Origin of the sequence: Ancylobacter sp. G4_0304 (assembly GCF_047501495.1) — a bacterium.
In the GTDB taxonomy this organism is placed as follows: Bacteria; Pseudomonadota; Alphaproteobacteria; order Rhizobiales; family Xanthobacteraceae; genus Ancylobacter.
In genome coordinates this window covers 178891-200499 of sequence record NZ_JAZDRM010000001.1, presented here as the reverse complement: position 1 = coordinate 200499, position 21609 = coordinate 178891, and the positions used below count along the sequence as shown (strand labels likewise).

Genomic DNA, 21609 nt, shown 5'->3' with positions numbered 1-21609 from the left:
CCTCCCTTCCGAGTGGCCGGCCGTCAGAGCGTCCAGGTGTCGAGGATGAACGCGTTCTCGCGGCGGTGCAGCAGCACGATGTCCAGCACGTCGAGCGGGCTGATCGGGATGATGCCGGGGATCAGCGAGCCCTCGCCATGGCCATAGAGCGCCTGAAGCGCGAAGCGGCAGCAATAGACCTTGCCGCCGTCCTTCAGGATCTTCTCGATGCGGTTGTTGAAGTTGAGGTGGCCGGGGAAGGCCTCGTCGCCGAGCTTGGGGAAGCCGCGCTGCACGCCGAGCGTGACGCCGGGGCCGTAGAGCAGCACGGAGGTCTCGAAGCCCTTCTGGATCAGGCGCGAGGCCTGCAGCAGGTTGACCAGCCCGATCGAGCCCTCGAAGGCGACGGTGTGGAAGGTGACAAGGGCCTTCTCGCCGGGAGCGGCCTTGACGTCCTCGAACTTCTTTTCCTCGTAATCGACGAGGTAGTCGCCCTTCTGATGGGCGGGGGCGGTAACGGCGGGCATGGCGGTCTCCTCGGGGATGGGATCGCTGGATCGGCACGCACCGTGTGCATGCAGTCAATGCCGTCATTGACTGCTAATATCAATCATCAATATACAATCATTGTACAGTCGATAATGTAGTCAAAGCTGAGGTCGGTTCTGCATCCAAACTAAGCAGAAACCCGTAGTTCGCGGCGGTCGAAACCCGCATCTGCACGGAATTGGAGCAGGCTGGCCGAAGGGCGGCGTTTTCGGACCTGTGGGAAGATCCAAGCAAGCACCGCGCCATAGGTGACAAGGACGCGATGCAACATTATACATACAATTCGACCGCCGGCGTCCCGCTACCGCTGCGCCGCCCCCGCTACCGACATGTGACGCCATGGCCGACTGGACACCCGACCTCGCCCTTTCCGACAAGCCGCGCTACCTCGCCATCGCCGATCTGATGGAGGAGGACATCAGGGCCGGACGGCTCACGCTCGGCGACCGGCTGCCGCCGCAGCGCCGGCTGGCGGAGCGGATCGGGGTCGATTTCACCACCGTGGCGCGCGGCTATGTCGAGGCGCAGAAGCGCGGGCTGGTGGAAAGCCGGGTCGGGCAGGGCACATTCGTGACCGGCACGCCCAAGCCCGCGCGCCGGGCGGGCCACGCGCCGTCGCGGGGCGAGCGCGCGGAAATCGTCGATCTCTCGATGAATCTGCCGCCCGAGCCGGACGACCCGGCCCTGATCGAGCGCATGCAGGACGGGCTGGCCGAGGTAAGCCGCGACCTGGTGGCGCTGCTGCGCTATCAGGGCTTCGGCGGCTCGCCGGCCGACAAGGACGCGGCGTCCGCCTGGCTGGGCCGGCGCGCGCTGGTGCCCTCGCAGGAGCGCATCTTCGTCACGCCCGGCGCGCATCCCGCGCTGCTCGGCATCCTCACTCTGCTGGCGCGGCCCGGCGAGACCGTGCTGTGCGAGGCGATCACCTATCCCGGCATACGCTCCATCGCCGCCCAGCTCGGGCTGCGGCTTCAGGGCCTGCCGATGGATGGCGAGGGCATCGACCCCGACGCCTTCGCGGAGGCCTGCCGGACCGGCGCGCCCAAGGCGCTGTACCTCAATCCGACGCTGCAGAACCCGACCACGCTGACCATCCCCGAGGCGCGCCGGGCGGCGATCGCCAATGTCGCGCGGCGCTTCAACGTGCCGATCATCGAGGACGACGCCTATGGCTTCATCCCCGCCCATGGCGTGCCCCCGCTCGCCGCCATCGCGCCGGACCTGACCTGGCACGTCGCGGGGCTGGCGAAATGCATCGGCGCGGGGTTGCGCACGGCCTATGTCGTGGTGCCGGACGCGCGCAGCGGCTGGCCCTTCGCCGCCGCGCTGCGCGCCGCCAATGTCATGGCCTCGCCGCTCACCGTCGCGCTGGCGACGCGCTGGATCGAGGATGGCACCGCCGACACGCTGCTGCGCTTCATCCGCGCCGAGACGGGCGCGCGCCAGCTGCTGGCTGCGGAGATCTTGCCGGCCGGCAGCTTCCGCGCCGACCCGATGAGCTTCAATCTCTGGGTGGAACTGCCCGAGCCGTGGACGCGCTCGGCCTTTGTCGGGCACATGCAGGCGACCGGCATCGGCGTGGTGGCGAGCGACGTGTTCACCGTCGACGGTGCCCCGCCGGAAGCCGCGCGGGTGTGCCTGGGCGGGCCGGTGGACCGCTCGAGGGTGCGCGGCGCGCTGGAATACATGGCGCACGCGCTGGAAGGCTCGCCGGCGCTGGCGACCGCCTTCCTCTAGATTGCAGATAGCCGGCTATTCTTCCCCGTCGTCGGCGGCGTCGACACGGCCGGGGACCGGCACGTCCGGCAGGAATTCCGAGCCGCGCCGGCCGAGGAATTCCGCGATCGCCTCCGCCGGCGGGGTGAGCCGCTTGGCCGAGCGCTTGACCACATACCATTGCCGCACCACCGGCAGGCCCTCGACATCGAGGATCGCCAGCCGGCCGTCGGCGATCTCCGCCGCCACGGTGTGCGCGGAGATGAAGGACAGGCCGAGCCCGGCCATCACCGCCTGCTTGATGGTCTCGTTGGAGCCGATCTCCATGGCGATGCGCGGCTCGATGCCGGCGCCCTGGAAGAACCGCTCCATCAGCCCGCGCGTGCCAGAGCCCGGTTCGCGCACCAGGAACTTCATGCCCGCCAGCGCCAAAGGCGACACGCGCCGGCCGAGCAGGGGATGATCGACCGGCGCGATCATCACATGGGGGTGCGGGCCCAGGAGATGCTGCTCGACCGTCATGTCCATGGGCGGGCGGCCCATGATCGCGACATCGATGACGTCGCCGCGCAACGCCGTGATCATCTCCTCGCGATTGCCGACCAGCAGCGCCACCTCGATGCCGGGATGGGTGCGCGCGAAGGCGCCGAGCGCGTTGGGCGCGAAATATTTGGCGGTGGAGACGATGCCGACCGTCACCCGCCCGGCGTTCAGCCCCTTCATCGCATCGAGCGCGGCGCTGCAATCGCCGAGCGCGTGCTCGATGCGCGAGACCGCCGCCAGCACCTCGCGGCCGGCGGCGCTGGGGTGGAAGCGCTCGCCGGTGCGCTCCAGCAGCGGCACGCCGAGCATCTCCTCCAGAAGCTGGACCTGCATGGTGACGGCCGGCGGGGTGACGTTCAGCCGCTTGGCGGCGGCGGTCACGGTGCCGGTCTCGACCACGGCGGCGACGGCGCGGAGCTGCTTGAGCGTGGCATTACGCATGGAAAGTGCTTCTTCAGATAAATTGAAGTCTGGGAAAAGAATATTCGAATTTCCTTACGCACACAACTCGGGCACAGTCAGCTCAACAAAAAGGCGTCCGCCGCTTCGGGTCCCCCACTCGAAGGCACAACGGAAACGACACGCCACAGGGTCGAAGAACCTTTAAAAACTGGGGAAACGCCATGAGTCACAAGACATTGCAGGACCACCTTTCGGGGTGGGCCGGAGCCGATCCGCTGCGCGGGGCGGTGGGGGAGAGCGTGCTGGCGCTGGCGCAGGCCGGCACCGCGATTTCCGAGCTGGTCGCCGCCGGCTCGCTGGCCGGGTCCATGGCCACGGTCCGCGGCTATCACGAGGACGGCGACAGCCAGAAGGAACTGGACGTCATCGCCGACACCATGGTGCGCGAGGCGCTCGGCCGGGCGCCGGTCGCGCTGCTCGGCTCCGAGGAGGCCGACGAGCCCTATGCGCTGAACCCGGACGGCCTGCTGGCGGTCGCGGTCGATCCGCTGGACGGCTCCTCGAACATCGACAGCAACGCCTCGATCGGCACGATTTTCTCGATCCTGCCCCATATCGGGCCGCACTCGCTGCTGCAGCCGGGCACGGCCCAGCTCGCGGCGGGCTTCCTGATCTACGGGCCGCAGGTCGCGCTGGTGCTCACGCTCGGCGAGGGCACGCAGATCTTCCTGCTGGAGCGCGCCACCCGCCGTTTCCTGCTGGCGCAGCCGGGCGCGAGCGTGCCGCACGAGACCGCGGAATACGCCATCAACGCCTCCAATGCCCGACATTGGGACAGCTCGATCCGCTACTATGTCGAGGACTGCCAGGCGGGGGCCGATGGCCCGCGTGGAAAGGATTTCAACACGCGCTGGATCGCCTCCATGGTCGCGGATGCCTATCGCATCCTCGCGCGCGGCGGCGTCTATCTCTATCCCGGCGACGCCCGCAAGGGGTATCAGCACGGCCGGCTGCGGCTGGTCTACGAGGCCAACCCGGTGGCGTTCCTGATGGAACAGGCCGGGGCCGCGGCCACCGACGGGCGCCAGCCGATCCTCAGCCTCCAGCCGACGCACCTGCACCAGCGCGTGCCGCTGGTGTTCGGCTCGCGCGGCGAGGTCGAGCGCATCGCCCGCTACCACCTCGATTCGTCCGCCATGCCGGAGCGCTCGCCGCTGTTCGGCCGGCGCGGCCTCCTGCGCGCGTGAGGGGGAAGGACATGTCGATCCATCACCCGATCATCTCCGTCACCGGCTCCTCGGGCGCGGGCACCACCTCGGTGCGGCGCATCTTCGAGCAGATCTTCCGGCGCGAGCATGTCACCGCGGCCTATATCGAGGGCGACGCCTTCCATCGCTACGACCGGGCGCAGATGCGCGCGATGATGGCGGACGAGTCCGCGCGCGGAAACAATCACTACAGCCATTTCGGACCCGATTCGAACCTGTTCGAGGAGCTGGAGGAGACGTTCCGCAGCTATTCCCAGACCGGCACCGGCAAGGTCCGGCACTATGTTCATGACGAGAAGGAGGCCGCCGAATATGGCGGCGCGCCGGGCACCTTCACCGAATGGGAGCCGATCCCGACCCCGACCGACCTGCTGTTTTACGAGGGACTGCACGGGGCGGTGGCGAGCGGCAATATCGATGTCGCGCGCTATGCCGACCTCAAGATCGGCGTGGTGCCGGTGATCAATCTCGAATGGATCCAGAAGATCCATCGCGACCGCGCCCATCGCGGCTATTCCACCGAGGCGGTGACCGACACCATCCTGCGGCGCATGCCCGATTACGTGAACTATATCTGTCCGCAGTTCACCCATACCGACATCAACTTCCAGCGCGTGCCGACGGTGGACACCTCCAACCCGTTCATCGCGCGCTGGATACCGACGGCGGACGAATCCATCGTGGTGATCCGCTTCATGAACCCGCGCGGGATCGACTTCCCCTACCTGCTCTCGATGATCCAGGGCTCGTGGATGAGCCGCGCCAACTCCATCGTCATTCCGGGCGGCAAGCTCGACATCGCGATGCAGCTCATTCTCACGCCGATGATCCTCAACCTCGTCGACAAGAAGCGGCGCGCGGCATGAACCGGGAGGAAGACATGCTCACCAAGACCACGGTTCCGGTGATCTGCCCCTATGAGGGCGCGACCGAAATTCCTTACGAGGACATGGCCAACGCGCTGCGGGCGCTGTCCATGGACGCGGTGGAGAAGGCCAAATCCGGCCATCCCGGCATGCCGATGGGCATGGCCGACGCCGCGACCGTGCTGTTCACCCGCTTCATGAAGATCGACCCGACCCGCCCGCGCTGGGCGGACCGCGATCGCTTCGTGCTCTCGGCCGGCCATGGCTCGATGCTGCTCTATGCGCTGCATCACCTGCTGGGCTTCGAGGACATGGGCATCGACCAGCTCAAGAACTTCCGCCAGTTCGGCGCCACCACCGCCGGCCACCCGGAATATGGACACACGCTCGGGGTGGAGACCACCACCGGCCCGCTCGGGCAGGGGCTGACCACGGCGGTCGGCCTGGCGCTGGCCGAGCGCATGCTGAATGCGCGCTTCGGCGACGATCTGGTGGACCACTACACCTATGTCATCGCCGGCGACGGCTGCCTGATGGAGGGCATCTCCCACGAGGCGATCGACCTCGCGGGACACCTGAAGCTCGGCAAGCTGATCGTGCTGTGGGACGATAACGGCATCTCGATCGACGGGCCGACCTCGCTGTCGACCTCCACCGACCAGCTCGCGCGCTTCGAGGCGGCGGGCTGGGACGTGCACCGCGCCGACGGCCACGCCCACCACACGCTGATCGACGCCATCGCCAAGGCGCGCAACACCAAGAAGCCCTCGCTGATCGCCTGCCGCACCACGATCGGCTATGGCGCGCCCAACAAGTCGGGCACCGAGGGCGTGCATGGCGCCCCACTCGGGGCGGAGGAGATCGCGGCGGCGCGCGAGTTCCTCGGCTGGCATCACCCGCCCTTCGAGGTGCCGGCCGGCGTGCGCGCCGCCTTCACCAAGATCGCCGAACGTGGCCGGCAGGCGCGCGAGGCCTGGCAGGCGCGGCTCTCCGCCAGCGAGCAGCGCGGCGCCTTCGAGGCGGCGATTTCCGGCGAGTTGCCGGCCGCGTTCGACGAGACGCTGGACGCCTATAAGCGGTTGCTGATCGAGGAGGCGCCGAAGGTCGCGACCCGCAAGGCCTCGGAGATGGCGCTCACCGTGATCAACGCGGCGACCGACCTGACCATTGGCGGCTCGGCGGACCTCGCCCATTCCAACCTGACGCTGACCAAGGGGCTGGGCTCGATCGCGCCGTGCAAATATGCCGGCCGCTACATCCATTACGGCATTCGCGAGCACGCGATGAGCGCGGTGATGAACGGGCTCGCGCTGCATGGCGGCTTCATCCCCTATGGCGGCACCTTCCTGGTGTTCTCCGACTATATGCGCGGCGGCATGCGGCTCTCCGCGCTGATGGGACTGCGCACCATCTATGTGCTGACCCACGATTCCATCGGGCTCGGCGAGGACGGGCCGACGCACCAACCGGTCGAGCATCTCGCCATGCTGCGGGCGACGCCGAACCTCTACGTGTTCCGCCCCGCCGACGCGGTGGAGACGCTGGAAGCCTGGCAGGTGGCGCTGCATGCCGAGAACACGCCCTCGGTGCTCGCGCTGTCGCGGCAGAACCTGCCGACGCTTCGTGCCGACTACACGGAGGACAACCTCACCGCCCGCGGCGCCTATGTGATCAGGAAGCCGACGCGCTGGCGCGACGTGACGTTGCTGGCCACCGGCTCGGAGGTCGAGATCGCGCTGAAGGCTGCCGACATGCTGGCGGCGCGCGGGGTCGAGGCGGCGGTGGTGTCGATGCCGTGCTGGGAGCTGTTCGAGCAGCAGAGCCCGGAGTACCGGAAAGGGGTTCTCGGCACTGCCCCCCGCGTGGCCATCGAGGCCGCCGCGCGGCTCGGCTGGGACCGCTGGATCGGCGAGCGCGGCGCCTTTGTCGGCATGACCGGCTTCGGCGCCTCGGCGCCCGCGCCCGAACTCTACGCGCATTTCGGCATCACCGCCGAGGCGGTGGTCGATGCCGCCTGCGACATCCTGACCTGCGCCTGAGGAGAGAGAACATGGCCCGTATCACCCTTCGCCAGCTTCTCGACCACGCGGCCGAGCAGGGCTATGGCGTCCCCGCCTTCAACATCAACAATATGGAGCAGGGCATCGCGATCATGGAGGCCGCCATCGCGGTCGATGCCCCGGTCATCATGCAGGCGAGCCGCGGCGCGCGCTCCTATGCCGGCGACATCATGCTCTCGCGGATGATCGACGCGCTGACCGAGATGTACCCCGCCATCCCGATCTGCATGCATCAGGACCACGGAAACAACGAGGCGACCTGCCTCTCGGCGATCCAGCACGGCTTCACCTCGGTGATGATGGACGGCTCGCTGAAGGAGGACGCCAAGACACCGGCGGACTACGACTACAACGTCGCGATCACCCGCCGCGTGGTGGATGCCGCGCACTGGGTCGGCGCCTCGGTCGAGGGCGAACTGGGCGTGCTCGGCTCGCTGGAGAGCGGGGCCGGGGAGCAGGAGGACGGGCACGGCGCGGAAGGCGCGCTCAGCCACGACCAGTTGCTCACCGATCCCGACCAGGCGGTCGAGTTCGTCGCCGCCACCAAGGTCGACGCGCTCGCCATCGCCATGGGCACCTCGCACGGCGCCTATAAATTCTCGCGCAAGCCGGATGGCGACATCCTCGCCATGAACGTGATCGAGGAAATTCACCGCCGGCTGCCGAACATCCATCTGGTGATGCACGGCTCCTCCTCGGTGCCGCAGGCGCTGCAGGACCTGTTCAATGCCTCGGGAGGCGAGATGCCCCAGACCTGGGGCGTGCCGGTGGAGGAGATCGTACGCGGCATCCGCCACGGCGTGCGCAAGGTCAATATCGATACCGACTGCCGGCTCGCCATGACCGCGCAGTTCCGCAAGGTGGCGGTGGGTTCGACATCCGAATTCGACCCGCGCCAGTTCCTGAAACCCGCCATGGACGCGATGCGCGATCTGTGCCGGGAGCGGTTCGAGCAGTTCGGCACCGCTGGGCAGGCCTCGAAGATCAAGGTGCTGCCGCTCGCGGCGATGGCCAAGCGCTATGCCTCGGGCGCGCTCGATCCGGTGATCGGCGGCGTGCGGGTGGCGGCGGAATGATGGGCTGAGCCGGGCGGAGCGCCCGGCGGGAAGACACGAAACATCAGGCGAACAGCCAAGGCGCGCGACCCCTGTTGCGCGTCAACGGGAAAACCATACCCGACATTCAACCGGAGCGAGATCGATGAACGCGATCGAAAAGGTGCCGACCGAAGCCAAGCGCGACCGCTACAGCGCCGGCGTCATGGAATACCGCAAGATGGGCTACTGGCAGCCCGATTACGAGCCGAAGGACACCGACGTGATCGCGGTGTTCCGCATCACCCCGCAGGACGGCGTCGACCCGATCGAGGCCTCGGCGGCGGTGGCCGGGGAAAGCTCGACGGCGACATGGACGGTGGTGTGGACCGACCGGCTGACCGCCTGCGACAAGTACCGCGCCAAGTGCTACCGGGTCGATCCGGTGCCGAACTCGCCGGAGAGCTGGTTCGCCTATATCGCCTACGACCTCGACCTGTTCGAGCCGGGCTCGATCGCGAACCTCTCGGCCTCGATCATCGGCAACGTGTTCGGCTTCAAGCCGCTCAAGGCGCTGCGCCTCGAGGACATGCGGCTGCCGGTCGCCTACATCAAGACCTTCGACGGCCCGGCCACCGGCATCGTGGTGGAGCGCGAGCGGCTCGACAAGTTCGGCCGCCCGCTGCTGGGCGCGACGGTGAAGCCCAAGCTCGGCCTGTCCGGCCGCAATTACGGCCGCGTGGTCTATGAGGCGCTGAAGGGCGGGCTCGACTTCACCAAGGACGACGAGAACATCAACTCGCAGCCCTTCATGCACTGGCGCGACCGCTTCCTCTACTGCATGGAGGCGGTGAACAAGGCGCAGGCCGCGACCGGCGAGGTGAAGGGCACCTATCTCAACATCACCGCCGGCACCATGGAGGACATGTACGAGCGCGCCGAATTCGCCAAGCAGCTCGGCTCCAGCATCGTGATGATCGACCTGATCATCGGCTACACCGCGATCCAGTCCATGGCGAAGTGGGCGCGGCGCAACGACATGATCCTGCACCTGCACCGCGCCGGCCACTCGACCTACACCCGGCAGAAGGCGCATGGCGTGTCGTTCCGGGTCATCACCAAGTGGATGCGCCTTGCCGGCGTCGACCACATCCATGCCGGAACGGTGGTCGGCAAGCTGGAGGGCGACCCCCACACCACCAAGGGCTATTACGATCTGTGCCGCGAGGATTTCGTGCCGCAGAACCTCGCCCACGGCATCTTCTTCGACCAGCCCTGGGCCTCGACCCGCAAGCTGATGCCGGTGGCCTCCGGCGGCATTCATGCCGGCCAGATGCACCAGCTCATCGACCTGCTCGGCGAGGATGTGGTGCTGCAGTTCGGCGGCGGCACCATCGGCCACCCGATGGGCATCCAGGCCGGCGCCACCGCGAACCGTGTCGCGCTGGAAGCGATGATCTTCGCCCGCAACGAGGGCCGCGACATCGTCAATGAGGGCCCGGAAATCCTGAAGGCCGCCGCCCGCCACTGCCTGCCGCTACGCCAGGCGCTGGATGTGTGGAAGGACGTGACCTTCAACTACTCGTCGACCGACACGCCCGACTTCGTGCCGCAGGTGACGGCTGCCGAGTGACCGCGGCGGAGTGAGCCGCGCTTTTCCGCCCCGCCGTCATCGCGCGCCGACGGCGGCGGGGAACCGACCCCCCATTTAGGAGACACCACCATGCGCCTCACCCAGGGAGCCTTCTCCTTCCTGCCCGACCTCACCGACGAGCAGATCGCCCGGCAGGTCCAGTACTGCATCGACAAGGGATGGGCGGTGAACATCGAGTTCACCGACGACCCGCACCCCCGCAACACCTATTGGGAAATGTGGGGCATGCCGATGTTCGATGTGAAGGACGCCGCCGGCGTCATGTTCGAGCTGAACGAATGCCGCAAGGCCTATGGCGGGCGGAACTACATCCGCATCAGCGCCTTCGATTCGACCCACACCTGGGAATCGCTGCGCCTGTCCTTCCTCACCGACCGCCCGGCCGACGAGCCCGGCTTCGCGCTGGAGCGGCAGGAGGTTGACGGCCGCGCCATCCGCTACACCACGCGCTCCTATGCGGCCCAGAGGCCGGAGGGCGCCCGCTACTGACGGATCGGAAGCCGCGGCTTCCCAGACCAACTCGCCCGCGGTGGATCCCATTCCTCCCCCGCCGCGGCAGGCCGGCCCGGAACCGCACGCCGGGCCGGCCCTTTTCTCCCCTCGCGTGAAGGAGCGCTGCCATGGATGCCATCACCGACGAGCCGCGCCCGGCCGAGGCGGACGAGCGCATCGACTTCCGCGCCGAATTCGCCCGCTCGGGCCTCGCCGACATCTTCGACGAGCTGGACCGCGACCTGGTGGGCCTCGCGCCGGTGAAGAGCCGGCTGCGCGAGATCGCCGCGCTGCTGCTGGTCGACCGCGCCCGCGCGCGATTCGGGCTCGGGGCTTCCAGCCCGACGCTGCATATGAGCTTCACCGGCAATCCCGGCACCGGGAAGACCACGGTGGCGCTGCGCATGGCGGAAATCCTGCACAGGCTCGGCTATGTGCGCAAAGGCCATCTCGTGACCGTGACGCGCGACGATCTAGTCGGCCAGTACATCGGCCACACCGCGCCCAAGACCAAGGAAATCCTCAAGAAGGCGATGGGCGGCGTGCTGTTCATCGACGAGGCCTATTACCTTTACCGGCCCGAGAACGAGCGCGATTACGGGCAGGAGGCGATCGAGATCCTGCTGCAGGTGATGGAGAACCAGCGCGACGACCTCGTGGTGATCCTCGCCGGCTATGGCGACCGCATGGAGCGCTTCTTCACCGCCAATCCCGGCTTCCGCTCGCGCGTGGCGCATCATATCGACTTCCCGGACTATTCCGGGGACGAGCTGGCGGCGATCGGCGGGCGGCTGCTCGACGGCATGGGCTATGTCATGAGCCCGGAGGCGGAAGCGGCGTTCGCGCGTTATATCGAGCTGCGTACGGCGCAGCCGCATTTCGCCAATGGCCGCTCGATCCGCAACGCGCTGGACCGCGCGCGGCTGCGGCAGGCCAACCGGCTGTTCGCCAGCGAGATCCCGGTGAGCCGCGACGACCTGATCACGCTGGAGGCGGCGGACATTCTCGCCAGCCGGGTGTTCTCCGGCGGCATCGACAGCTACCCGCCGCTGAGACCTCGTTGACCCTTTCCTCTCCCCGACGGGGGAGAGGCCGGCACCGTGACAGGAGACCGCCATGACCACCCCGCTCATCGCCCCGTCCATGCTGGCTTCCGACTTCGCGCGCCTCGGCGAGGAGGTGCGCGACGTCGTGGCGGCGGGCGCGGACTGGATCCATCTCGACGTGATGGACGGGCATTTCGTGCCGAACATCACCTTCGGCCCCGATGTCATCAAGGCGATGCGCCCGCACACCGACAAGGTGTTCGACGTGCATCTGATGATTTCTCCCGTGGAGCCCTATCTCGAAGCCTTCGCCAAGGCGGGGGCCGACATCATCACCGTGCAGGCCGAGGCAACGGACCATCTCGACCGCTGCCTTCAGGTCATTCGCGGGCTCGGCTGCAAGGCGGGCGTGGCGCTGAATCCGGCGACGCCGGAAAGCGCGGTGGCCTATGTGCTCGACAAGGTGGACCTGATCCTCGCCATGACCGTCAATCCCGGCTTCGGCGGGCAGGCCTTCATTCCCGACGTGCTGCCCAAGGTGGAGCGGCTGCGCGCCATGATCGGCGAGCGGCCGATCCATCTGGAGATCGACGGCGGGGTCAATCCGCAGACCGGGGCGCGTTGCGTCGCGGCCGGGGCGGACGTGCTGGTGGCGGGCTCGGCGGTGTTTAAGGGCGGGATCGAGGGCTACCGCGCCAATATCGCCGCGATCCGCGCCGGGGGCGCCCCGGCACGGGCCGACGCAGCCTGAGGCTACGCCGCCAGCGACAGGGCGGCCGGGCGCCGGGAGAGGCTGTGCTGCAGCCGGCGCTGTTCGCGCGCCAGCGTCTGCGCCACCTCGCGGGCGTCGAGCCGGTCGCGCTTCAGCACCAGCGCGACCAGCGGGTCGGCGAGGATATCGTCGAGCCGGGGCTCGCCCGCGGCATGGGAATCGAAAGGGGTCATGTCGGATTATCCCGGTCGCCGGCGGCGCGCGAGGCGCATCGATCCGGCAGGGCTGCATGGCAAAAGCGAAGGACGGCGCGGCGCCGTCAGCAGCAGGGACAACACATCGGTTTAAGTCGCGTGGCGGTCATGTCAGCCTCCTCAAAGGCGCGGTTTGAACGACCCGACCACGACACCGTGGCGCTTTAGCAATTGATGACGCGGTGCAAGCTGCCGGGCTCAAATCCCGCGACCGGGGGAGCCAAGCGCGCTCCCGACCGATGAGGCAACCATGCCGGGGTGGCCGGCGATTGTCAACTTATTTAGTAGATTATTAGAATGGTTCACAACAGCGGCGTCTGGCGGCCGTGGGTCGCGAGCAGGTGGCGCACCACCGGGCCGGTCTCGTGGCGGTGGAAGGCGCGGACCTCCTGCTGCACGTCGGCATCGGCATGGGAGACGCGGCGGTGCTGGCGCAGATGCTCGGCCCAGCTTTCCACCATGAACCATTCCACCAGGATTTCCGGGTCGGCCGCATCCTCGGTCACGCCCCAATTATAGGCGCCATCGCGGCGCCGGGCATGGGAGAGCCGGTTCAGCACCCTGAGGAAGGCCGCGTGATCCTCGCGCGCGACATGGTACTCGACCAGGATCAGCACCGGGCCGCGATCCCCCGCCACCGGCTCGGCGAGCAGCGGCTCGGGCCAGTGATTGGAGGGGGCGAGGTCGGACTCGCCCGTCGGCAGGCGGATGCGGTGGGCGACCAGCCCGGCCAGCACCAGGCCGGCGGCGGCGATCAGCAGCGTCGCGGAAAGGCCGATCTCCTGCGCGATGAAGCCCCAGCCCAGCGAACCGCCGGCCATCGCGCCGTTGAACACGGTGAGATAGACCGCGAGCGCGCGCCCGCGCACCCAGTTCGGCAGGATCGCCTGCGCGGTGGCGTTGAGCGTGGTCAGTGCCACGATCCACGCCCCGCCCATCGCCAGCAGGATCGCGATCGCCAGCCATTGCGGCGGCGCCAGCGCCAGCGCGGCGGCGGCGAGGGCGGTGAGGATGGCGCTTGCCAGCATCAGCCCGTCGGCATCGAGAATGGTGCGCAGCTTGGGCAGCGCCAGCGCGCCGAGGATGGCCCCGGCGCCGACCGAGCCGAGCAGCAGGCCGTAAAAGGCGGCGTCGCCCTTGAGGAGTTCGCGCGTCACCAGCGGCAGCAGCGCCCAGACCGCGCTGGCGAAGGCGAAGAACACCGCCGCGCGCAGCAGCACGACATGCAGCTCGCGGCTGGAGCGGGCATAGCGCAGCCCGGCGCGGAAGGCGCCCGAGAAGCGCTCGGAGAGTTCATCCTGCGCGGTTGGCGGGCGCTTCCACCAAATGAGCGCGGCGATCACGATGATGTAGCTCGCGACATCCGCGCCATAGGTGAGCGCGGCGCCGAAGGCGGCGAGCAGCACGCCGCCGACCGCCGGGCCGATGGAGCGGGCGATGTTGATGCCGAGCGAGTTGAGCGCGACCGCGCTCTTGAGTTCGCTGCGCGGCACCAGCTCGGGCACGATGGACTGCCAGGTCGGCCCCATCAGCGCCGCGCCGATGCCGCCCACGAAGGTCAGCGCGATCAGGGCGGTCACGGTCATCAGCCCGCTATGGGCGAGGATCAGCAAGGTCAGGCTGACCGAGCCGAGCAGGAACTGGATGGCGATGAGGAATTTCCGCCGGTCGAGAATGTCGGACAGCACGCCGGCCGGGATCGCCAGCAGGAAGATCGGCAGCATGCCGGCGGCCTGCACCGCGGCGACGGCGGCGGGGGAGGCGGAGAGGTCGGTGACCAGCCACGCGCTGGCGACATCGCGCATGAAGCTGCCGGTGTTGCCGAGCACGGTGGCCGCCCACAGCACAGCGAAGACCGGGCGCCTCAGTGGCGCGAAGCCGCCGGAGGACTGTGCGTTGGGGGCGTCAGTCATGGCGGGCTCCGTGTCGGGGAGGCAGGAGGTCGTACCGTGCGACCAGCACGAAGGCGCCGGCAAGGCCGAGATGCTCGAAGAAGGAATTCGCCATGAAGAACCGCGCCTCGCCCGGCGGCAATTCCCAGAAGCGGTTCGCGAGCACTGTGGCGAGCAGGGTGAAGCCGGCGAGGGCCAGCGCCCCGAGCCAGCGCCCGCGCCCGGTCAGGATCATCACCGGCGCGACGAGTTCGAGCGCGATCACCGCCAGCGCGAAGGGCAAAGCCGGGGCGAGGCCGAAATGCGCCATTTCCGCCAGCGCGCCGTCGAAATCGAACGCCTTGACCAGCGCGCCCTGGAGATAGGCCCCGCACAGAGCGAGCCGGGCGAGGAACAGCACCGGGGCCGGGGCGAGCGCCCGGCGCGCCAGGGTTTCAAGGGCGCGGGCCACGGCTCAGAACGCCCAGCAGGCGCAGCCGAGCGCACCCCAGAACGAACGCTCGTCCGACACCGGCGCGCTGGAGCCCCACGCCCCGGCATGGGCGTGGCCGTGGACATTGCACGCGCTGGCGCAGCCGCACAGCGAGGCGAAGGCGTATTTCGTGGTCTTGCCGGCCTGCGCGCGCTCCTGATAGCCGCCGAAGCGGCGCACCGGCGACCAGTCCGGCATGGCGGGCGGCAGGTCGGGCGCGAGGTTCGAGAAATCGCCCGCGCCATGGACCGGCACGCCGCCGAGCAGGGTCAACGCGGCGGTGATGTCCTGAATCTCGTCGTCCGGCACGTCGAAATAATCGGCCTCCAGCACCACCATGTCGGCGAGCTGGCCGGGCGCGATCTGCCCCTTCTTGCCGGGCTCGTTGGAGAACCAGGTGTTGGCTTCGGTCCACAGCCGCAGCGCGGTCTCGCGGTCGAGCCGGTTTGAGGCGGGGTAGAGCGACATTCCGCCCAGCGTCCGCCCGGTGACCAGCCACGACAGCGAGACCCACGGATTATAGGAGGCGACGCGGGTGGCATCGGTGCCGGCGCCGACCGGGACGCCCATGTCCAGCATGCGGCGGATCGGCGGGCTGCGTTCGGCGGCGCGGGCGCCGTAGCGCTCGGTGAAATATTCGCCCTGAAACGCCATGCGGTGCTGTACGGCGATGCCGCCGCCCAGCGCGGCGATGCGCTCGATGTTGCGATCCGTGATGGTCTCGGCATGGTCGAAGAACCAGTTGAGCCCCTGAAGCGGGACATCGCGGTTCACCTTCTCGAACACGTCGAGCGCGCGGGAGATCGTCTCGTTATAGGTGGCGTGCAGCCGCCACGGCCAGCGCTTCTCGGCCAGCAGGCGGACCACGGGTTCGAGGTCGCCTTCCATGGAGGGCGGCATGTCGGGCCGCTCGACGCGGAAATCCTCGAAATCGGCGGCGGAATAGACCAGCATCTCGCCGGCGCCGTTCAGGCGGAAGCTGTCGTCGCCCTGGCCGGGCGTCACCGTGCCGGTCCAGCGCGCGAAATCCGCCAGCTCTTCCTTCGGCTTCTGGGTGAACAGGTTGTAGGCGATGCGCACGGTGAGCTGGCCCTCGCGGTGCAGCTCCTCGATGATCGCGTAGTCGTCCGGGTAGTTCTGGAAGCCGCCGCCGGCGTCGATCACGCCGGTGACGCCGAGCCGGTTCACCTCGCGCATGAAATGGCGGGTGGAGTTCTTCTGGTACTCCGGCGGCAGCTTCGGGCCCTTGGCCAGCGTCGCGTAGAGGATGGTGGCGTTGGGCTTGGCGAGTAATAGGCCGATGGGATTGCCGTTGGAATCGTGGACGATCTCGCCGCCGGGCGGGTTCGGCGTGTCCTTGGTGTAGCCGACCGCGCGCAGCGCCGCTCCGTTGAGCAAGGCGCGGTCATAGAGGTGCAGGATGAACACCGGCGTGTCGGGGGCAATCGCGTTGATCTCTTCCAGCGTCGGCAGGCGCTTTTCCGCGAACTGGTGCTCGGTGAAGCCGCCGACCACGCGCACCCATTGCGGGGCGGGGGTGTTGTCGACCTGGCTTTTGAGCATCTCCAGCGCCTGGCCGAGCGAGCGCACGCCGTCCCAGCGCAGCTCCATATTGTAGTTCAGCCCGCCGCGGATGATGTGCATGTGGCTGTCGATCAGGCCAGGGATCACCCGGCGCCCGCCGGCGTCGATCTTTCGCGTGGCCGGGCCGGCGAGTGGCATGATCTCGGCCTCGCTGCCCGCCTGCACGATGCGGCCGTCCTTGACCGCCACCGCCTGCGCGGCAGGATTGGAGCGGTCGAGCGTGGTGATGCGGCCGTTGAACAGGATGAGGTCGGGCGTGCCGGCGTCGGTCTGCGTCATCGGGTTCGAGGTCATGGTCTGGGCCCTCAGCTGCGGGGAGGCGAGGCCGGTCGCGAGCGCGACCGTGCCGGCGGCGGCGTGGGTCATCAGTTCGCGGCGGTTGGGCATAGGGCGTTCCATGGCGCGCTCCTCATGAGCCGGACGGCGGATCGGCCGGGCCGGCGCTCTGCCGGCCGGGAAGCTGGCCGAGCACATGGTCCGAGCAATCGGCGAGGCCGATGGCGGCGCGCAGCCCGTCGCCGTTGATAAGATGGCGGGCGACCGGCACGATCTGTTCGCCGATCAGAATGCCGAACAGCCCCACCAGCGCGACCACCGGCGGGGCCGGCGAGCGCACATTGATGAGGCTGTAGACGATGCCCACCAGAAGGCCGGCGCCGAGCGAGGCGAGATAAAGCTTCACCGGCTGGTCCTCCTATCGGCGGCCGCTCAGGCGGCCACGGTTGCGACCGCCTCGCGTATGACGGCGGTCACGGCGTCGGCCTTGGACACCAGCGACATGTGGCTGGCCTCCAGCTCGGTGGTGTGGGCCTTCAGCGTGCGCGCCAGCTCGCGCTGGAGTTCGACGCTGACGGCGCGGTCCTGCGTCGAGACCACGAACCAGCTCGGCCGGTCCTTCCACGCGGCCTGACTTACCTTGTCCGAGAAGGTGGCGAGGCCCAGCGGAGGCTGGAGCGCGGCGAGCAGGCGCGCCTCGGCCTCGGGCAGGTCCTGCGCGACATTGGCGATCCAGCTCTCGACGCTCATCTTGAGATGGCCGGTGCCGTCGTCATGCACGCCGGAGAGGCCGGGCGGCGGGGCGTGGGCGCCGACCTGATCGCCGGTCGACTGGCCGACATCCGGGGCGAAGGCGGCGACATAGACCAGCGCCTTCACCTTGGGATCGTTGCCGGCCTCGGTGATGACGGTGCCGCCCCAGCTATGGCCGGCGAGCACCACCGGCCCCTCGATCGCCGCGAGGGCGAGGCGGGTGGCGGCGACATCGTCGGCGAGCGAGGTGGTCGGGTTCTGCACGGCGACCACGGCAATCCCCTCGGCCTGCAGCCGGCGGATGACGTGGCGCCAGCTCGACCCGTCGGCCCAGGCGCCATGGACGAGAACGACGGTGACGTTGGTGGTGGCCATGATGCTCAGTGCCCGCCTTCCGAGGCGCCGAACATGGTCTTGGCGTAGATGATGCCGAGGCCATAGGCGCCACCGAACTTCTTGGCGACGCCGGTGGTGAAGTCGTAGGTCGCGCTGCGCGCCCAGTCGCGCTGGAGTTCGAGCAGATATTGCAGCGAGGTCATCGGCACCGCGCCGGCCTGGATCATGCGCTCCATGGCGCGCTCATGGGCCTCGTCCGAGACGTCGCCGCAGGCGTCGGAGATGACATAGACCTCGAAGCCCTGCTCGATCGCCGAGATCGCCGGGCCGACGATGCACACGCCGGTCCACAGGCCGGCGAGCACGATGCGCGGCTTGCCGATGCGGTTCACCTCCTCGATGACCGCGGCGTCCTCCCAGGTGTTCATCGAGGTACGGTCGAACAGCTTCTGGCCGGGAAACGCTTCGGTGATCTCGCCGAACATCGGGCCGGAGAAGCTCTTCTCCGCCACGGTGGTGAGGATGGTCGGCACCTTGAAGCCGGCGGCGGCGTGGGAGATCAGCGCCGCGTTGTTGCGCAGGTTCACCGCGTCGATCGACTTGGTGGCGAAGGACATCTGCGACTGGAAGTCGATCAGGATCAGCAGGTGGTTGGTGGGATCGATGAGCCCCTTGCCGGGGACGGGGGTCGCGGTCGCCATGGCACATCCTCTCCATTCGGTGCGGATTTTTTTAGAAACCGGCGCTGGTTGGGCACAATTGTGCAGGAGGGTGAGGCGTCCCTACCCTGAGGATATGCCCAGCACCGCGCGCAGGCAGGCGAGCAGCGCCTCGGGCTCGACCGGCTTTTCGAGGAAGCCGCGGACCCCCGCCCTGAGCGCGCCGGCGCGGGTCGCCTCGTCCGGATAGGCGGTGATCAGGATGGTGGGCAGGTGACGCCCCTGTGCGCGCAGGCGGTAATGAAGCGCGAGCCCGCTCAGGCCCGGCAGGCGCAGGTCGGCGATCAGGCAGGCGGCCTCGCGCGCGGTGCGCGAGGCGAGGAAGCTCGCGGCGTCCGGGAAGCCGCAGACCTCGAAGCCGAAGGCGCCGATCAGGCTGGCGAGCGCCGCGCGCGCGGAGGCGTCGTCCTCCACGATCGCGACAAGGCGGGGGATGGCGTTCTGGCGCGGCGTCATGACGTGGGGTTCCGTCCGGCGGCGCGCGGGCACGGCGTCCCGGCGCCCGCTCAGGATCGGGCGAAGGCCGGGATGGCGGCAATTGTACCGGAGTGTCGGTCGGCTAGGCCCGAGTATGGTCCCGGTTAAGTCCGCGGGTGGGGTCCGCCGCCAGCCGGTCGGCGAAGCGCACAAGATCGACCAGCGAGCGCGCCTGCAGCTTCTGCATGATCTGGGCGCGGTGCACCTTCACCGTGACCTCGCTGAGCTGGAGGTTGACGGCGATCTGCTTGTTCATCAGCCCGCCCGCCACCAGCGGCAGGATCTCCCGCTCGCGCGGGGTCATGGCGGCATAGCGCTCGCGCAGCTCCGCCATCTGCCGCGCCTCGGCGCGCCGGGCGCGGTCGCGCTCGATGCCGTTATGCACCGCGTCCAGCAGGTCCTGGTCGCGAAACGGCTTCAGCAGGAACTCGATGGCCCCCGCCTTCATCGCCGAGACCGACATCGGCACGTCGCCATGGCCGGTGATGAACACAACAGGGATGTGGATGCCGGCCCGCACCAGCTCCCGCTGGAATTCGAGCCCGCTCGACCCGCGCAGGCGCACGTCGAGCACCAGGCACGCCGGCAGGTCCGGGCGCTTCGCCGCGAGAAAGGCGGCCCCGGATTCGAAGGCCTGCACCTTGTGGCCCTCGGAGCTGAGAAGGCTTTCCAGCGAGGCCAGGATCGAGGCGTCATCGTCGACCACGAAGACGGCGGATGGTTCGTTCATGAGTCCTGCTCCGCTTGATCGCGCGCCAAGATGGCCGCTGGCAGCGAGAAATGGAAGACCGCGCCGCGTGGGCTGTTCGGCGCCGCCCAGATTCGTCCGCCATGGGCCTCGATGACGGAGCGGCAGAACATCAGCCCCATGCCCATGCCGCCGGGCTTTGTGGAGACAAACGGGTCGAAGATGCGCTCCGCCATGCCGGGCGCGATGCCGGTCCCGCTGTCGCTGACCATGGCGTGCAGCTCACCATGCGCGCCGAAATTGGTGCGGATCACCAGCAGGCGCTGGCGGTCATGGGCGGCCTTGATGGCGTCGATCCCGTTCTCGATGAGGTTGCACAGCACCTGATGGAGCTGCACGCCATTGCCGATGATCGGCGGCAGGTCCTCGGTCAGCTCCATCGCGATCGGGATGCCCTCGAAGCGCGCCTCCGCCCCGGCGGCGGCCACCGCCTCGCGCACCAGCGCGTTGAGATCGAGCTCGGTGCGCTCCTGCGCGCCCTTCATGAACATGGTGCGGATGCCGGCCACCACCTTGTTGGAGCGGTGGCCGTCGGCGACGATGCGGCGCAGCGCGTCCTCCACCCGGTCGAGCCGTGGCTCGCTGCGCGCGAGCCAGCGCAGGGCGGCGTCGGCGTTGGTGATCATGCTGGCGAGCGGCTGGTTGATCTCATGGGCGATGGAGGCCGAGAGCGCCTCCATGGCGGTGAGCCGGTTCTGTCGGGCGCGGCGCTCGGCCGCCATGGTCGCGGACAGCCGGGCGTAAACCCCGGTGGTCTCGAACAGCAGCACGGCGAGCACGATGCTGGCGGCGGCCAGCCCATAGAGCCGCCCCGCCCACCAGCCGACGCTGAGCCGGACCGCGCCGCCGAGGAAAGAGATCAGCATCAGCTCGATAATCAGCGAGAACAGGACGAGGCTGACCCAGATGTCGAGCGGCGAGCGCCGTCGCACCAGCAGCACCGCGATGCCGGCCACGTACAGCGCCATGCCGGTGATGGGCACCCACAGCCAGATGTCGTTGATCTGGCGCGAATCGCGCATGAACACCGGCAGACGATCCTGATGGGAGAGGATGAGGCCGATGGCGAGCGCGGCGGCGGCGCCAACCACCAGCACGGTCTTGAACACCGTGACACCGGTGAAGCGGCCGGCCGCGCTGGTGCCCGAGGCGAAGGCGAAGCCCAGCACGAACAGCGGGAAGCCGAGCCGGCGCACCGCCGCGAGGGCGGCCGTGGTCTGCAGGCCGAAATCAATGCCGAGCGAGGAGAACACGCCGGGGAAGGACAGCGCCCAGGCCGGCACGATCAGCGCCGAGAACAGATAGCCGGCGGCGAGGATCAGCAGCGCCCGCGTGCGCTGCACGTCGTAGAGCGCGAACAGCAGCGCCGCGGTCATGATTTCCAGGACGCAGGTCGCGGCGGCATAGGCCGGCAGCAGCGCCTCGGTCCGGCCCGTGGCCTCGCGGGCGAACGGCATGGTCAGGAGCAGCGCCGCCACCAGCCCGGCCGCGACGATGTAATGCCTGCGCATCGCGCGGACCGGAGTCGCCGATCGATCGTCCCTGGCCGGCACGGCACCACCATCGCAGCGCGAAGAGGGGACCGGAGCGGCCGCCCTCGCGCGAGACTAGAGCCGTTCCCGCCCGGATGAAACATCCGCATGGGAAGGGCTCCGGATCCAAGAGCGGGAGCATCCCCTCGTCGCCGTCTCTGCGCGCCGAGGCGCGTGCGAAGGATTGCGGACGTCATGCGTAACTGGAATCCTGTGGCCCGCATTAGGTCCATATGTTGCGGACC

Annotated in this window: 21 protein-coding genes; 9 read left to right on the top strand and 12 right to left on the bottom strand. The window is 68.6% G+C overall.

The features are described 5' to 3' along the window. Positions 1–23: 23 nt before the first annotated feature. The gene (locus VRZ77_RS00955; protein WP_414590832.1) at positions 24–506 is read right to left on the bottom strand and encodes an MSMEG_0572/Sll0783 family nitrogen starvation response protein; all 483 of its coding nucleotides are present in this window, start codon (positions 504–506) and stop codon (positions 24–26) included. A 361-nt stretch (positions 507–867) separates the two neighbouring features. On the opposite strand from VRZ77_RS00955, the gene VRZ77_RS00950 reads away from it, so the two are divergent. After that, the gene (locus VRZ77_RS00950) at positions 868–2265 is read left to right on the top strand and encodes a PLP-dependent aminotransferase family protein (protein WP_414590831.1); all 1398 of its coding nucleotides are present in this window, start codon (positions 868–870) and stop codon (positions 2263–2265) included. Positions 2266–2280: 15 nt separating this feature from the next. On the opposite strand, the gene VRZ77_RS00945 is transcribed toward VRZ77_RS00950, so the two are convergent. Then, positions 2281–3228: a LysR family transcriptional regulator gene (locus VRZ77_RS00945; RefSeq protein ID WP_414590830.1), complete on the bottom strand. Its 948-nt coding sequence runs from the start codon at positions 3226–3228 to the stop codon at positions 2281–2283. Positions 3229–3410: 182 nt separating this feature from the next. On the opposite strand from VRZ77_RS00945, the gene VRZ77_RS00940 reads away from it, so the two are divergent. From VRZ77_RS00940 to rpe, 8 genes are all read left to right on the top strand, one after another. Further along, on the top strand, positions 3411–4436 hold the full coding sequence (locus VRZ77_RS00940; RefSeq protein WP_414590829.1) for a class 1 fructose-bisphosphatase: 1026 nt from the start codon (positions 3411–3413) through the stop codon (positions 4434–4436). Between the two features lie 11 nt (positions 4437–4447). Beyond that, positions 4448–5323: a phosphoribulokinase gene (locus VRZ77_RS00935; protein WP_414590828.1), complete on the top strand. Its 876-nt coding sequence runs from the start codon at positions 4448–4450 to the stop codon at positions 5321–5323. 83 nt (positions 5324–5406) lie between these two features. Beyond that, positions 5407–7362: a transketolase gene (gene tkt / locus VRZ77_RS00930; RefSeq protein ID WP_414590888.1), complete on the top strand. Its 1956-nt coding sequence runs from the start codon at positions 5407–5409 to the stop codon at positions 7360–7362. Between the two features lie 11 nt (positions 7363–7373). Further along, on the top strand, positions 7374–8459 hold the full coding sequence (gene fba / locus VRZ77_RS00925; protein ID WP_414590827.1) for a class II fructose-bisphosphate aldolase: 1086 nt from the start codon (positions 7374–7376) through the stop codon (positions 8457–8459). A gap of 124 nt (positions 8460–8583) precedes the next feature. After that, entirely contained in the window at positions 8584–10050 is a 1467-nt protein-coding gene (locus tag VRZ77_RS00920) for a form I ribulose bisphosphate carboxylase large subunit (protein ID WP_414590826.1), read from the top strand. A gap of 90 nt (positions 10051–10140) precedes the next feature. After that, positions 10141–10560 (top strand): ribulose bisphosphate carboxylase small subunit, encoded by a 420-nt coding sequence (locus VRZ77_RS00915; RefSeq protein WP_414590825.1) that lies wholly within the window; start codon positions 10141–10143, stop codon positions 10558–10560. Positions 10561–10691: 131 nt separating this feature from the next. Further along, the gene (cbbX, locus tag VRZ77_RS00910) at positions 10692–11627 is read left to right on the top strand and encodes a CbbX protein (protein ID WP_414590824.1); all 936 of its coding nucleotides are present in this window, start codon (positions 10692–10694) and stop codon (positions 11625–11627) included. Positions 11628–11679: 52 nt separating this feature from the next. Then, on the top strand, positions 11680–12360 hold the full coding sequence (rpe, locus tag VRZ77_RS00905; protein ID WP_414590823.1) for a ribulose-phosphate 3-epimerase: 681 nt from the start codon (positions 11680–11682) through the stop codon (positions 12358–12360). 2 nt (positions 12361–12362) lie between these two features. On the opposite strand, the gene VRZ77_RS00900 is transcribed toward rpe, so the two are convergent. From VRZ77_RS00900 to VRZ77_RS00855, 10 genes are all read right to left on the bottom strand, one after another. Then, positions 12363–12554, bottom strand: a complete 192-nt coding sequence (locus tag VRZ77_RS00900; protein ID WP_414590822.1) for a hypothetical protein — start codon at positions 12552–12554, stop codon at positions 12363–12365. Between the two features lie 323 nt (positions 12555–12877). Beyond that, the gene (locus VRZ77_RS00895; protein ID WP_414590821.1) at positions 12878–14488 is read right to left on the bottom strand and encodes an MFS transporter; all 1611 of its coding nucleotides are present in this window, start codon (positions 14486–14488) and stop codon (positions 12878–12880) included. Further along, positions 14481–14897, bottom strand: a complete 417-nt coding sequence (locus tag VRZ77_RS00890) for a DoxX family protein (protein ID WP_414590887.1) — start codon at positions 14895–14897, stop codon at positions 14481–14483. Before VRZ77_RS00890 ends, VRZ77_RS00895 begins: the two co-directional genes overlap by 8 nt. Positions 14898–14921: 24 nt before the next feature. Then, positions 14922–16910, bottom strand: coding sequence for an amidohydrolase (locus tag VRZ77_RS00885; RefSeq protein ID WP_414590886.1), 1989 nt, complete (start codon positions 16908–16910; stop codon positions 14922–14924). A gap of 22 nt (positions 16911–16932) precedes the next feature. Beyond that, positions 16933–17205 carry a XapX domain-containing protein gene (locus VRZ77_RS00880; protein WP_414590820.1) on the bottom strand — a complete coding sequence of 91 codons (273 nt, stop codon included), beginning with the start codon at positions 17203–17205 and terminating at the stop codon, positions 16933–16935. A gap of 26 nt (positions 17206–17231) precedes the next feature. Further along, on the bottom strand, positions 17232–17927 hold the full coding sequence (locus VRZ77_RS00875) for an alpha/beta fold hydrolase (protein ID WP_414590819.1): 696 nt from the start codon (positions 17925–17927) through the stop codon (positions 17232–17234). Between the two features lie 5 nt (positions 17928–17932). After that, the gene (locus VRZ77_RS00870; protein WP_414590818.1) at positions 17933–18589 is read right to left on the bottom strand and encodes a hydrolase; all 657 of its coding nucleotides are present in this window, start codon (positions 18587–18589) and stop codon (positions 17933–17935) included. An 81-nt stretch (positions 18590–18670) separates the two neighbouring features. Continuing rightward, the gene (locus tag VRZ77_RS00865; RefSeq protein WP_414590817.1) at positions 18671–19063 is read right to left on the bottom strand and encodes a response regulator transcription factor; all 393 of its coding nucleotides are present in this window, start codon (positions 19061–19063) and stop codon (positions 18671–18673) included. 103 nt (positions 19064–19166) lie between these two features. Further along, a complete protein-coding gene (locus VRZ77_RS00860) occupies positions 19167–19814 on the bottom strand; it encodes a response regulator transcription factor (protein WP_414590816.1) in 648 nt (215 codons plus the stop codon). Further along, positions 19811–21343 carry an ATP-binding protein gene (locus tag VRZ77_RS00855; protein WP_414590815.1) on the bottom strand — a complete coding sequence of 511 codons (1533 nt, stop codon included), beginning with the start codon at positions 21341–21343 and terminating at the stop codon, positions 19811–19813. The genes VRZ77_RS00860 and VRZ77_RS00855 overlap by 4 nt, the downstream gene beginning before the upstream one ends. Positions 21344–21609 lie beyond the last annotated feature (266 nt).

Excerpts from the sequence above, each read along its gene's own strand:
- VRZ77_RS00885 (WP_414590886.1), bottom strand. The coding sequence starts at position 16,910 with ATGCCCAACCGCCGCGAACTGATGACCCACGCCGCCGCCGGCACGGTC.
- VRZ77_RS00900 (WP_414590822.1), bottom strand. The coding sequence starts at position 12,554 with ATGACCCCTTTCGATTCCCATGCCGCGGGCGAGCCCCGGCTCGACGAT.
- rpe (WP_414590823.1), top strand. The coding sequence starts at position 11,680 with ATGACCACCCCGCTCATCGCCCCGTCCATGCTGGCTTCCGACTTCGCG.
- VRZ77_RS00950 (WP_414590831.1), top strand. The coding sequence starts at position 868 with ATGGCCGACTGGACACCCGACCTCGCCCTTTCCGACAAGCCGCGCTAC.
- fba (WP_414590827.1), top strand. The coding sequence starts at position 7,374 with ATGGCCCGTATCACCCTTCGCCAGCTTCTCGACCACGCGGCCGAGCAG.
- VRZ77_RS00855 (WP_414590815.1), bottom strand. The coding sequence starts at position 21,343 with ATGCGCAGGCATTACATCGTCGCGGCCGGGCTGGTGGCGGCGCTGCTC.
- tkt (WP_414590888.1), top strand. The coding sequence starts at position 5,407 with ATGGCCAACGCGCTGCGGGCGCTGTCCATGGACGCGGTGGAGAAGGCC.
- VRZ77_RS00875 (WP_414590819.1), bottom strand. The coding sequence starts at position 17,927 with ATGGCCACCACCAACGTCACCGTCGTTCTCGTCCATGGCGCCTGGGCC.
- VRZ77_RS00935 (WP_414590828.1), top strand. The coding sequence starts at position 4,448 with ATGTCGATCCATCACCCGATCATCTCCGTCACCGGCTCCTCGGGCGCG.
- VRZ77_RS00895 (WP_414590821.1), bottom strand. The coding sequence starts at position 14,488 with ATGACTGACGCCCCCAACGCACAGTCCTCCGGCGGCTTCGCGCCACTG.
- VRZ77_RS00920 (WP_414590826.1), top strand. The coding sequence starts at position 8,584 with ATGAACGCGATCGAAAAGGTGCCGACCGAAGCCAAGCGCGACCGCTAC.
- VRZ77_RS00940 (WP_414590829.1), top strand. The coding sequence starts at position 3,411 with ATGAGTCACAAGACATTGCAGGACCACCTTTCGGGGTGGGCCGGAGCC.
- VRZ77_RS00955 (WP_414590832.1), bottom strand. The coding sequence starts at position 506 with ATGCCCGCCGTTACCGCCCCCGCCCATCAGAAGGGCGACTACCTCGTC.
- VRZ77_RS00945 (WP_414590830.1), bottom strand. The coding sequence starts at position 3,228 with ATGCGTAATGCCACGCTCAAGCAGCTCCGCGCCGTCGCCGCCGTGGTC.
- cbbX (WP_414590824.1), top strand. The coding sequence starts at position 10,692 with ATGGATGCCATCACCGACGAGCCGCGCCCGGCCGAGGCGGACGAGCGC.
- VRZ77_RS00865 (WP_414590817.1), bottom strand. The coding sequence starts at position 19,063 with ATGACGCCGCGCCAGAACGCCATCCCCCGCCTTGTCGCGATCGTGGAG.
- VRZ77_RS00870 (WP_414590818.1), bottom strand. The coding sequence starts at position 18,589 with ATGGCGACCGCGACCCCCGTCCCCGGCAAGGGGCTCATCGATCCCACC.
- VRZ77_RS00860 (WP_414590816.1), bottom strand. The coding sequence starts at position 19,814 with ATGAACGAACCATCCGCCGTCTTCGTGGTCGACGATGACGCCTCGATC.
- VRZ77_RS00915 (WP_414590825.1), top strand. The coding sequence starts at position 10,141 with ATGCGCCTCACCCAGGGAGCCTTCTCCTTCCTGCCCGACCTCACCGAC.